This window comes from Sandarakinorhabdus sp. (assembly GCF_031422795.1).
Lineage (GTDB): Bacteria > Pseudomonadota > Alphaproteobacteria > Sphingomonadales > Sphingomonadaceae > Sandarakinorhabdus.
Window position 1 is genome coordinate 1 of sequence record NZ_JANPML010000207.1, and the last position, 11,304, is coordinate 11,304.

At 65.8% G+C, this 11,304-nt stretch carries 9 protein-coding genes and 1 tRNA gene; 6 read left to right on the forward strand and 4 right to left on the reverse strand.

Annotated elements, in window-relative coordinates; all coding sequences use genetic code 11:
• Both RMO81_RS07900 and RMO81_RS07905 read left to right on the forward strand, forming a co-directional pair.
• The coding region (locus tag RMO81_RS07900) for an aminopeptidase family protein P (protein ID WP_310475281.1) at positions 1–1,548 on the forward strand (1,548 nt) is incomplete at its 5' end.
• Positions 1,549–1,609: 61 nt separating this feature from the next.
• A complete protein-coding gene (locus RMO81_RS07905) occupies positions 1,610–2,191 on the forward strand; it encodes a glutathione peroxidase (RefSeq protein WP_310475282.1) in 582 nt (193 codons plus the stop codon).
• Here RMO81_RS07905 and RMO81_RS07910 read toward each other — a convergent pair.
• Positions 2,188–2,376 carry a hypothetical protein gene (locus tag RMO81_RS07910; RefSeq protein WP_310475283.1) on the reverse strand — a complete coding sequence of 63 codons (189 nt, stop codon included), beginning with the start codon at positions 2,374–2,376 and terminating at the stop codon, positions 2,188–2,190. The genes RMO81_RS07905 and RMO81_RS07910 overlap by 4 nt on opposite strands.
• 104 nt (positions 2,377–2,480) lie before the next feature.
• Here RMO81_RS07910 and RMO81_RS07915 point away from each other — a divergent pair.
• Both RMO81_RS07915 and RMO81_RS07920 read left to right on the forward strand, forming a co-directional pair.
• Positions 2,481–2,555, forward strand: a tRNA-Thr gene (locus RMO81_RS07915).
• 104 nt (positions 2,556–2,659) lie between these two features.
• On the forward strand, positions 2,660–4,024 hold the full coding sequence (locus RMO81_RS07920) for a M24 family metallopeptidase (protein WP_310475284.1): 1,365 nt from the start codon (positions 2,660–2,662) through the stop codon (positions 4,022–4,024).
• Positions 4,025–4,216: 192 nt separating this feature from the next.
• Here the strand turns inward: RMO81_RS07920 and RMO81_RS07925 are convergent, their stop codons facing one another.
• From RMO81_RS07925 to RMO81_RS07935, 3 genes are read right to left on the reverse strand one after another with little or no spacing between them, the layout of a single operon-like run.
• Positions 4,217–5,812: a DUF885 family protein gene (locus tag RMO81_RS07925; RefSeq protein ID WP_310475285.1), complete on the reverse strand. Its 1,596-nt coding sequence runs from the start codon at positions 5,810–5,812 to the stop codon at positions 4,217–4,219.
• 23 nt (positions 5,813–5,835) lie between these two features.
• Positions 5,836–7,371, reverse strand: coding sequence for a glycine betaine ABC transporter substrate-binding protein (locus tag RMO81_RS07930; protein WP_310475286.1), 1,536 nt, complete (start codon positions 7,369–7,371; stop codon positions 5,836–5,838).
• A complete protein-coding gene (locus RMO81_RS07935; protein WP_310475287.1) occupies positions 7,368–8,174 on the reverse strand; it encodes an ATP-binding cassette domain-containing protein in 807 nt (268 codons plus the stop codon). The genes RMO81_RS07930 and RMO81_RS07935 overlap by 4 nt, the downstream gene beginning before the upstream one ends.
• A gap of 125 nt (positions 8,175–8,299) precedes the next feature.
• On the opposite strand from RMO81_RS07935, the gene lnt reads away from it, so the two are divergent.
• Both lnt and metK read left to right on the forward strand, forming a co-directional pair.
• The gene (lnt, locus tag RMO81_RS07940; RefSeq protein ID WP_310475288.1) at positions 8,300–10,042 is read left to right on the forward strand and encodes an apolipoprotein N-acyltransferase; all 1,743 of its coding nucleotides are present in this window, start codon (positions 8,300–8,302) and stop codon (positions 10,040–10,042) included.
• Positions 10,043–10,141: 99 nt separating this feature from the next.
• A partial coding sequence (gene metK / locus RMO81_RS07945) for a methionine adenosyltransferase (RefSeq protein ID WP_310475289.1) occupies positions 10,142–11,304 on the forward strand: 1,163 nt, incomplete at its 3' end.

Here is an 11,304-nt window from a genome sequence, read left to right on the forward strand (position 1 = left end):
TTCGCCTATGAAGACGTGCCGCAAACCAGCGCCGCGCAGTGGCTGGGCGAAACCGCCAGCGCCGGCCAGCGCATCGGCTATGATCCGTGGCTGCACACCAGCGCCTGGGCCAAGCAGGCCGCCAAGCTGTTGACGGCGCGCGCCGCCGAACTGGTGGCGGTGCGGCACAATCCGATCGACACGGTGTGGACCGATCGCGCGGCGCCGTCCCTGGCGCCGCTGGAAGTGCATGATGATCAATTCGCTGGCCGGGCCCACAATGAAAAACGAGGCGACGTGGCCGCATGGCTGGCCGGCAAGGGGGCCGATGCCGTTGTTATTGCCGCGCTCGATTCGATTGCCTGGCTGCTTAACATCCGTGGCAAGGATGTCTCGCGCACGCCGGTCGCTTTGGCGTTCGTCGTGGCCCACAAGGATGGTTCGGTTGATCTGTTCACCGCGCCCGAAAAAATCACGCCGGCCGTGCGCGCCCATCTGGGTGACGCCGTGCGCTGCCAACCGCGGGACAGCTTTGCCGAAGCGCTGAAAGCGATGACCGGGCAGACGGTGGTGGTGGATCCGCAAAGCTGCGTCGCGGCCATCTTCAACGCGCTGGAAACCGGCGGCGCCCGCATCGTCGAAGCCCGCGATCCGACTGTGCTGCCGCGCGCCGTGAAGAACAGCACCGAAATCGCTGGCACGGTGGCCGCCCACGTCCGCGACGGCGCGGCGCTGACGCGCTTCCTGGCCTGGTTCGACCATGAAGCCCCCAAGGGCGGGCTGGATGAACTCAATGCCGCGACACGGTTGCGCCAGTTCCGCGCCGAAACCAACAGCCTGGAAGATCTGTCGTTCGACACGATTTCGGCCGCCGGCCCCAACGCCGCGCTGCCGCATTACCGGGTGAGTGATGAGACCAACCTGCCGATCAACCGCGACAGCATCTATCTGGTCGATTCGGGCGGCCAGTATCGCGACGGCACCACCGATGTGACCCGCACGCTGATCGTTGGCACGCCCAGCCCGGAAATGCAGGATCGCTTCACCCGCGTGTTGAAGGGCCATATCGCGCTGGCCCGCGCCATCTTCCCGGCCGGCACCAAGGGCGTGCAACTGGATGCGCTGGCCCGCCAGCATCTGTGGAGCGCTGGCCTCGATTACAACCACGGCACCGGCCACGGCGTGGGCAGCTATCTATCCGTCCACGAAGGCCCGCAGCGCATCGCGGCGGCGTGGTCGGCACAGCCCGGCAATGATGAACCGCTGCAGGCCGGCATGATCCTTTCCAACGAGCCGGGTTATTACAAGCAGGGCGAATACGGCATCCGCATCGAAAATCTGGTGCTGGTGGAACGCCGCAGTGCAGAAGGCGCCGAGCGTGAGATCATGGGCTTCAAGGAGCTGACGCTGGCCCCGATCGACCGCCGGCTGGTGGATGTTTCGCTGCTCACCGCCGAAGAACGCGACTGGTGGAACGCCTATCACGCCCGCGTCGCCGCCGAAATCGGCCCGCTGTTGACCAATGCGGCGGAACAGAACTGGCTGGAACAGGCCTGCGCGCCGCTCTGAACCCCTGCGTCACCCTTCACCTTCGCGGCGGCGCGCCGACATGGTATCGCAGCCCCAGATCATGGATTGGAGTCTCCACATGTTGAAGCACATCACCCTCGCCGCCGCCGCACTCACCGCATTGGTGGCCGCCTCGCCAAAGGACTCTGGCGCGCCGCAAAGCCTGCACCAGTTCACCGTGAAGACCATCGACGGCAAGCCGATGCCGATGGCGCAGTACAAGGGCAAGGTGGTGCTGCTGGTCAACACCGCGTCGATGTGCGGCTACACCCCGCAATATGAAGGCCTGCAGGCCCTGCACGAAAGCTACAAGGCCAAGGGCTTCACCGTGGTTGGCGTGCCGTCGGGCGATTTCGGCGGTCAGGAATATGGCAGCAACGCCGAAGTGAAGCAGTTCTGCGAGAGCAAGTTCGGCATCAAGTTCCCGATGACCGAAAAGGCCGTGGTGAAAGGCGCCAAGGCCATCCCGCTTTACAAATGGGCCGCCAACACGCTGGGCGAAACCAACACGCCGCAGTGGAATTTCCACAAATATCTGATCGGCAAGGATGGCCGCCTGATTGCCGCGTTCGGCAGCAAGTCCACGCCAACTTCGCCGGAAGTGCAGGCAGCCGTGGCCAAGGCGCTGGCCGCCAAGGCCTAATCGGCGCTGTCATCCTTGGCAGGATGCTGGTTGCGCGCCGGATCGCCGAGATTGCTTGGCGGGTGCTGATCCACGAGTGGATCGGCACGATCGCCCAGCCCCTTGCGTTTGCGCAGATTCGCTCGCAGCGCTGCGGCCAGTCGTTCGGCACGCGCCTTTGCCTGTGCTTCGGTTTCCTTGGTCATGTTTCGCCCCATAGCCGAACCTGCCGCGCCCGTCAGCGCTTGACAGTATGGAAGGGCTTGGCCATAGGGCCGCTTCCCGCTGCAACGCGGGTTCGCGGGGCCGTGCTGCCGTAGCTCAGTGGTAGAGCGCATCCTTGGTAAGGCTGAGGTCGGGAGTTCAATCCTCCCCGGCAGCACCACCCCCCGAAACTTCGCGCCGCGGCTGGCGCCCTCCTTCATCATTGAGCCGGGCTGACAAGCCCCGCCGCATGTCCTAAACCCTTCGCAACAAGGGGAGACGGGCATGAAGACGCTGTTCACTGCATTGCTGCTGGCAACCGCAACATTTTCAGGCTCGGGCACTGCTGCCGCGCAGGATTATCAGCGGCCCGCCGTGCCGTCGTTGCGCGATCGGGTGGCGGCGCAGGATCGGCTGGTGCGGGCGCGGCTCGATACGGTGGTGCCCAAGATCATGCGCGAAGTGGGCGTGGACATGTGGGTTCTGGTCGCTTCGGAATATAATGAAGACCCGGTGGTGAAGACGATGCTGCCGGCCACCTGGGCCTCGGCCCGGCGGCGCATGGTGCTGATCTTCTTCGATAGATCAGCGAATGGGGGCCCGCAAATGGGCGTCGAACGGCTGGCGGTGGCGCGCTATCCGGTGGGCGATCTGTTCCCGGCGGCCTGGGATCCGGAAGCCCAGCCCGAACAATGGGGCCGCGTCGCGCAACTGATCGCCGAACGTAACCCAAAACGCATCGCCATCAATATCAGCCCGGATTTCGCGCTGGCCAACGGGCTTTCAGCTGGCGAGCATCGCCAGTTGCTGACCGCGCTGGGCCCGGCGGCGAGCAAGCTGGAAAGCCACGAACGCCTGGCGCTGGGCGTGCTCGAAACCCGCACACCCGAAGATATGGACGTGTATAACGGCATCATGCGCGTCGCCCACGCGCTGATCCCCGAAGGCCTGTCGGAAAAGGTGATCACGCCGGGCGTCACCACCACCCAGGATGTGGTGTGGTGGTATCGCGAACGGCTGGCCGATCTGCGCCAGGATGCCTGGTGCCAGCCTTCGGTGACGGTGCAGCGCGCCAACGCCCCAGGCATCGTGCCGGGCCGGCAGACGCTGCCGGAAAACCCGGTGATCATGCCCGGCGATCTGCTGCACGTCGATTTCTGCGCCGGCATGCTGGGGCTGAAGACCGATACGCAGCAACTGGCCTATGTGCTGCGCCCCGGCGAAACCGACGCGCCGGCCGGGCTGAAAGCCGGCATGGCGGCGGCAAACAAAGTGCAGGATGCGCTGATTGCCAGCTTCAAAACCGGCGCCACCGGCAACGAAGTGCTGATGGCCGCGCGCCAGAAGGCGATTGCGGCCGGCACCAACCCGATCATCTACACCCACAGCATCGGCACCCACGGCCACGGCGCCGGACCATGGATCGGCAATTGGGAACATCAGAACCCCATTCCCGGCCGCGGTGACTATCGCATCTATCCCGACACGGCCTGGTCAATCGAACTGGCGGCGGTGGCCAAGGTGCCGGAATGGAGCAATGCCGAAGTGCGCTTCCCGCTGGAAGTGGATGGTTTCTGGAACGGCAGCAGCTTCCGCTGGATCGATGGCCGGCAGACGCAGTTGATGCTGATCCCGAGGGCGCCGAAGTAGTACCAGGGTTGAAGAACAGGCGAGCAGAGCCTCCGGCGGGCAGGCCTGAGGCCTGCACCCAATTGTTTGTCCGCCCTCTATGCCCAAGTTTCGCCGCTGGGCGCACCCCAACGAAAGCGGGTCCAGGGGCTCAGCCCCTGGCCGCCGGAGGCACCTCTGAATGCTTCTCACTGAGACGTTGGTGTACACGCTCTACTTGCCGACGGGCACACCCAGCCACTGCTCGCGAATCAGGCTCACCGGGATCATGCCGTAGCCGCCCAGCCGGTCGTAAAAGCCCTTCACTGTAAAGGTGCCGCCGGGCAGGCCGGCGCGTTCCTGTTCGGCCACTTCGGCGAACAATTGTTCGATCTGGGCCTTGCCGGTGATGTAGCTGGGGCCATAGCCGACCTGGCGCAGATAGAGCGACTGTTCAAAGCCGAGCAGCGGCAGATCGGGGCTCATCCAGCCGTTGGGCGTGCGATTGACCTGCATCGCCATCGCCGCCTTCAGATCGATCTGGTTGGCCTGGGCGTAGAGCGAGGCCAGCCCGCGCGCGGCGCGCTGGGCCTGCATGATCCACACCACTTCGCGCGTCCGCGGCTTGTTGTCGAACAGGCCGGCATCCAGCATCATGGCTTCCATCGCCGTGGCGTTGCCTTCAGCGCGGCTGACCCAGATGTTATAGAGCAGCGGCCCGCGCCGGATCGGCGAGGGGTGCGGTGCCACCACCATCTCGGCCAGATCCCACCAGTGGTAGAAATGCGCGAACAGGCTGTTGGGGGCGCGGCCCTGGGCGATGTGGAAGAAATTCTGCTGTTCGGGCGGCACCCACTTGCCGATGCGCTTGGCCAGTTCCGGCTGCATGTAGGGCTGGATGGTGGCGACGCCGGTCTTGTCCATGAAGCTGATGAAATGGTCGATGTCGGCCAGGCTCTTGGCCTCCCATTCGGCCTGATTGGCCGGCATGGACAGCTGCGGCATTGTCTTGTGGAGATTTTCCTCCAGCCGCAGGCCGGCGTGGGCGCGGGCCAGTTCGCGGCTCAGGATCGCGACTTCCTGTTCCCACGTGTAGGGCGAAAGCTGCACATATTTCAGATACCAGTTGTAGGCTTCGATGCCGACCCCGGAAGGCCCGGTTTTCTTCGGCGCTTCGGCCTTCACCCAGGCGATGAATTCGCGCGTCGCTGTCAGTGCCTCGGCAACGCGGCGTTCAGCCACGCGGTCGCCTTTCACCTTGGCGGCAAGGCCGACCAGCGCCGCTTCCTGTTCGGCGAGCGTCACCGGGCTGGCATTCCACAGATCGGCCGCATTGCCGGTCAGATTGCCGCGCGCCTGGGCCAGCAGTGGCGGGATATGCGCCAGTTCGCCGGCCAGTCTGGCGGCGTCGGGCTTGCTCAAGGGGAATGTGTAACGCCACAGTTCGATTGGCGCGGCGTGGACAGGGCCTTCATGATCGGGCGTGTCGCTCTGGGCGCCCCACAGGCTGAGATACCAGGCCGGATCGCGCAGCCATGGCCGGGCCACTTCCAGATCAAACTTCAGGCCGTTCATTTCGGCTTGCACCAATTGCCAATCCACCTTGTCGGCGGCGCTCCAGCCCTTGGTGTCGATGGCGGCCAGTTTCGCCTCGAAGCCCTTCAGCGCTTCGGCGCGGGCGGCGACGGCGGGCGGCGTGTAATCGGGCACCCCGCCCGCTCCGGCATGGAAGCGTCGCCAATCGCCAAACAGCGCGTGGAGGTCAGCTGGCGCTCCGGCAAATACCGGCGCAGCGATGAGCAACAACAGGGCAAGGAGGAGCTTTTTCATGGTCGCAGCTTGGCCCGGCTGGATCATCGCTGCAAGCCGGTTTCCTTTGCCAGCCATTGCGCGGCTTCAACCGGGCTGCGCTTGTTGGCTGGGCGATCAGCCTGCCAATTGGCGACACGCATCTTGTCCACCGAAATACGGCCCTCATAACGCGCCAGCCGCCTGACCAGATCGTCACGACCCGGCGCCACCAGCAACAGCGCATCATAGGCCGGCAGCGCCGCGCGATCGTCGATGAGCAGCACGATATCAGCCCCGGCCAGCGCGCCATCGCTGCTATAGGCCGTGATGACGTCTGCAGCACCGTCCTTGAGCGCCGCCACCATCAGCACCGGCGTGAAGGCGCGCATGCTGGCAAACTGCAGCCCATAGGATTGGCGCAAGCCAGCCCATTCGCTGCGCGACAGAAATTCCAGATCGGTGGCCAGCTTCAATTTGCCCGAGACGCGGGCCAGATCGGAAATGTTGCGCACGCCCAGTCTGGTTGCGTCGGCGCGGCGCATCGCCAGCGCATAGGCGTTTTCAAACCCCAGCCGCGCCGCCACGGTCACGCCGTACCGCGCCTTCAATTCGCGGGTGACGATGGGCAGCATCTGTTCGCGCGGCACCACATCGGTGCGTTCCAGCGCCTGGGTCCACAATGTGCCGGTATAATCGATACTGATGTCGATGCCGCCGGCTGCCAGGCTCTTGAAGGCGATGCCCGAACCGAGCCCGGAGCGCACGCCGGTGGCAACCCCATCGTGTTTGAGATCGGCCGCGATCAGTTCGGCCAGGATATATTGTTCGGAAAAGGTCTTGGTGCCGATCAGCACCGGGCGCGCAGTGGTATCCGGGCGGCTGTTCAGCCACCAGCCGGTCACGCCCAGGCTGAGCAGCACCAGCAGCGCCAGGCCCTTGGCCGCCGGTGCCAGCCGGCGCTGCGCGATACCGGCCTGAACCCAGCCCAGCGCACCATCGGCAACCAGCGCCAGGGTCGCCGCCGCAAAGCAGCCGAGCAGCACCTGTTTCCAATCCTGCAGCTGCAGCCCGGCAAAGATCAGATCGCCCAGGCTTTCCTGGCCCACCATGGTGGCCAGCGTGGCGGCACCAATGGTCCATACCGCCGCTGTGCGCACGCCGCCCATCACCACCGGCGCCGCCAACGACAATTCGACATGGAACAGGCGCTGCGCCGGGCTCATGCCAATGGCGCGGGCGGCATCGCTCACACTATCGGGCACGGCGGCCAACCCGCCCGCACCGCCGCGCAGCAACGGCAGCAGGGCATAGAGCGCCAGCGCCAGCAGCGACGGCAACAGGCCCAGCGACGGCACCGGCAGGCCGGTCAGATTGCGGAACAGCACGAGCAGCGGGAAGAATAGCGCCAGCAGCGCCAATGCCGGCACGGTTTGCACCACGCTGGCCAGCCCCATCACCATGCGCCGCAACCACGGGCGGCCCGGCATCAACAGCACCAATGGCGTCGCCACCAGCAGCGCCAGAGCCAGCGCGGCCGCACTGATCGCCAGATGCGCGGCCAGCGCCGATGGCAGGGTTTCCCAGCCGGCGATCGTCATGAATTGGGGCCCATTCCCGCCCCAAGGAACGACAACGCGCGCGCCTGCGCCAATGGTGTTGCCACCAGATTCTGCACCGCCGGGTGCGGATCGGCCGCGACCTGGGCAGGCGGGCCACAAGCGACGATGCGCCCGCTATCCAGCACCACCATCACATCCGCGCGCAGCAGCGCATCGGCCAGATCGTGGGTGACCAGCACCGTGGTCAGCCCCTGCGCCCGGTGCAGCGCCAGCAGGCGATCGCCCAGTTCATCGCGCGTGTCGGGATCAAGCGCCCCGAACGGTTCATCCAGCAGCAGCAGCTTGGGGCTCACCGCCAGCGCCCGCGCCAGGCCCACCCGGCTCGCCTGCCCGCCCGAAAGCTCGCCGGGAAAACGCGTCGCCAGATGTGGCGGCAGTTCCAGCATGGCCATCAGTTCGGCGGCGCGGGCCATACGCTGCGGCTTTTTCCAGCCCAGCAGCCATGGTACCGCGGCGATATTGTCGGCCACGGTCCAGTGCGGGAACAGCCCGCCGCCCTGCACGGCATAGCCGATACCGCGCCGCAACTGCATCGGATCAGCGCCGGCGATATCGGCGCCGTGCACGCGCACCTGGCCGCTATCAGGCTCCAGCATGCGGTTGATCAGGCGCAGCAGGCTGGATTTGCCCGCGCCGGATGCGCCGACCAACGCCACGAACTGTCCTTGCGGCACCGCCAGATCAATACCGGCCAGCACCTGATGGCCGCCCAGCGCCAGCGTGACACCCGAAAGTGCCAAAGCCAGATCCGTTTGGGGTGCGACAGGCGGGCGGGCGACCATTGCCGGCCTGTGTGGCACGGCGCGGCACGCTGTGCCAATCCCGAAATGCGGCGGCAGCACCGCGCTGCTGCCATCATCAAAAGGCCACTGGCCTTGGGCGTGGCAGCCGGCTACCAGCGGCAGCCATGCAGGGTCTTCGCAATCTGATTATCGCACTTGCCGCCGGCGGCGCCACCGCGCTGGCGTTTGCGCCGCTCAATCTATGGCCGCTGGGCGTGATCGGCCTGGCCTTGCTGGTGCATCTGGTGACCGGGGCAGGCAGTGGCTGGGCGGCAGCCGGGCGGGGCTGGCTGTTTGGCACCGCCATGTTTGCCGTATCGCTGAACTGGATCGCCACCGCCTTCACCTTCCAGGCCAAGATGCCCGCCGAACTGGGCTGGGTCGCCGTGGTGGGCCTGTCGATGTATCTGGCGCTGTTCGTGGCGCTGCCGGCCGGGCTGGCGGCGCGGCTGGCGAAAAAGCCGACGGCACGCGCGCTGTGGCTGGTGGCGCTGTGGCCACTGGCCGAGTGGTTGCGCGGCACGCTGCTCACCGGCTTTGCCTGGAACCCGATCGGGGCGATCTGGCTGGAAACGCCGGTGGCGCAGCTGGCATCGGTGGTGGGCAGCGCCGGGCTTTCGATGCTGGCGCTGGCCTGCGGCGTGGCGCTGGTTTGGGCCGTGCAGGGCGCCGGGCGCTGGCGCGCGGCAGGCCTGGCCACGCTGGCCGGAACCGGCGTGCTGGCGCTGCTGGGCAACAGCATGATCACCGAAACTGAATTCATCGGTACGCCGCTGGTGATCGTGCAGCCCGGCATCGGCCAGGATGAACGCTATGACGCGGCGGCCGCCGATCGCCATCGGGCAACCTATATCCGCCTTACCCGCGCTGCGCTGGATGAAGTGGCGCAGGCCGGACGTCCGGTGATCGAAAGCGCCGAAGTGGCGCGGCGCACGTTGACCGAAACCGAAGGCGTGGATTCGCCGCTGCCGCCAAGCGACGAAAAGGTGACCGGCGAATTCCGCAACAAGGTGGCGCCTGGCCTGGCCGCGCCCACCCCCGAAGCAGCCGGCGGCGGCACCGCGTTGCTGCCCCGCAAGCCGACGCTGATATTGTGGCCGGAAGGCGCCATCGACGATCTGATCGAAACCGATCCGGCCGCGTTGGCGCGCATCACAAGCGCCATTGGCCGAGCCGACATGCTGCTGGCCGGCGGCACAGGCGTCAGCCGGAACCGCGACGGCAGCGCGCGCTATGCCAACACATTGTTTGCCATATCGGGCGGTGGCGGCGGCAACGGGGGCCGCATCGTTGGCCGATTCGACAAGGCGCATCTGGTGCCGCTGGGCGAATATGTGCCGCTGCGCGAGTTGCTGGAGCCGCTGGGCCTTGCCCGGCTGGTGCCCGGCGATTTTGATTTTGCCCCCGGCCCCGGCCCGCGCACACTGGCGCTGCCGGGCTTTACCAGCGTGTCGCCGATGATCTGTTACGAAATTGCCTTCCCGCAAGCGGTGACAGACAACAGCAATCGGCCGGGCTGGATTGCCAATGTCTCCAACGATGCCTGGTTCGGCGCCTGGGGATCGCCGCAGCATCTGGCACAATCGCGGCTGCGTGCCATCGAAGAACGGCTGCCCGTTGCCCGCGCCACGCCCACCGGCATCAGCGCCGTGGTCGACGGTTTTGGCCGGGTGCGCGTGTCGATGGATCAGGGTGCGGCCGGCAGTATCATCACCAGCCTGCCGCCGCCGCAGCCGGAAAGCCTGTTTACCCGGCTGGGCCTGTACCCCGTGGTGGTGATTGCAGCATTCCTCGCGCTGCTGGGCCATCTGCTGGAACGACACCGCCCAACGCCGCCGCCGCGACCGATGCGCACCATCACGGTATGAACGAGATCGATTAATCATATAAAGATTTCGTTATGTGACTTGCGCGCGCTGATTGGCGTGCGTATGACGGCTCTTCTTTACCAGTAGGGCCTGATCGCCATGACTCGCAGCAGCTTCATCTTCACCTCTGAATCCGTGTCCGAAGGCCATCCCGACAAGGTGGCGGATCAGATCTCCGATGCCGTGGTCGATCTGTTCCTTGGCAAGGATCCCGAAGCGCGCGTGGCCTGCGAAACGCTGACCACCACCAACCGGGTCGTGCTGGCCGGCGAAGTGCGCGGCCGCGGCATGATCGATACCGCCGGCAATTGGGAACCGGGCGCACAGGAAGAAATCCAGCGCGCCGTACGTGAGACGGTGAAGCGCATCGGCTATGAACAGTCGGGCTTCCACTGGCAGAATCTGACCTTTGAAAACCATCTGCATCCGCAGTCGTCGGACATCGCGCAGGGTGTGGACGCCAGCGGCAACAAGGATGAAGGCGCCGGCGATCAGGGCATCATGTTCGGCTATGCCACCGATGAAACCCCGGATCTGATGCCGGCGACGCTGTATTATTCGCACCGCATCCTCAAACAGATGGCGGATGACCGTCACAGCGGCGTCGCGCCGTTCCTGGAGCCGGACGCCAAGAGCCAGGTGACCCTGCGGTACGAAAACGAAGTACCGGTGGCGGCCATCGCCATCGTCGTTTCGACCCAGCATGCGCCGGATTATTGCAAGCCGTGGGAAAAGGACGGCGAAACCGGCGGTGATGCCGCCAAGTTCGCTGAACTGGAAACCTATGTGAAGGGCGTGCTGGCCAAAGTGCTGCCGGCCAGCTTCCTCAGCGCCGAGACGGTTTTGCACCTCAACCCCACCGGCAAGTTCGAAATCGGTGGCCCTGATGGTGACGCCGGGGTGACGGGCCGCAAGATCATCGTTGATACCTATGGCGGTGCCGCCCCGCACGGCGGCGGCGCTTTCAGCGGCAAGGATCCGACCAAGGTTGACCGTTCGGCCGCCTATGTCTGCCGTTACCTCGCCAAGAATATCGTGGCTGCCGGTCTGGCCAAGCGCTGCACCATCCAGCTGAGCTATGCCATCGGCGTCGCCGCGCCGCTGTCGATCCACGTCGATCTGCACGGCACCGGCAGCGTTTCCGAAACCGCCGTGGAAGCGGTTCTGGCTGACAAGGACAAGCTCGGATTTGCGCTCACCCCGCGCGGCATCCGCACGCAGCTGGGCCTGAACCGGGCGATTTATCAGCGCTCCGCCGCCTA

What these genes read in the sequence shown, in the direction of transcription:
- RMO81_RS07920 (WP_310475284.1), top strand. Translation starts at nt 2,660, where the DNA reads ATGAAGACGCTGTTCACTGCATTGCTGCTGGCAACCGCAACATTTTCA.
- RMO81_RS07910 (WP_310475283.1), bottom strand. Translation starts at nt 2,376, where the DNA reads ATGACCAAGGAAACCGAAGCACAGGCAAAGGCGCGTGCCGAACGACTG.
- lnt (WP_310475288.1), top strand. Translation starts at nt 8,300, where the DNA reads ATGCAGGGTCTTCGCAATCTGATTATCGCACTTGCCGCCGGCGGCGCC.
- RMO81_RS07930 (WP_310475286.1), bottom strand. Translation starts at nt 7,371, where the DNA reads ATGACGATCGCCGGCTGGGAAACCCTGCCATCGGCGCTGGCCGCGCAT.
- RMO81_RS07905 (WP_310475282.1), top strand. Translation starts at nt 1,610, where the DNA reads ATGGATTGGAGTCTCCACATGTTGAAGCACATCACCCTCGCCGCCGCC.
- RMO81_RS07935 (WP_310475287.1), bottom strand. Translation starts at nt 8,174, where the DNA reads ATGGTCGCCCGCCCGCCTGTCGCACCCCAAACGGATCTGGCTTTGGCA.
- RMO81_RS07925 (WP_310475285.1), bottom strand. Translation starts at nt 5,812, where the DNA reads ATGAAAAAGCTCCTCCTTGCCCTGTTGTTGCTCATCGCTGCGCCGGTA.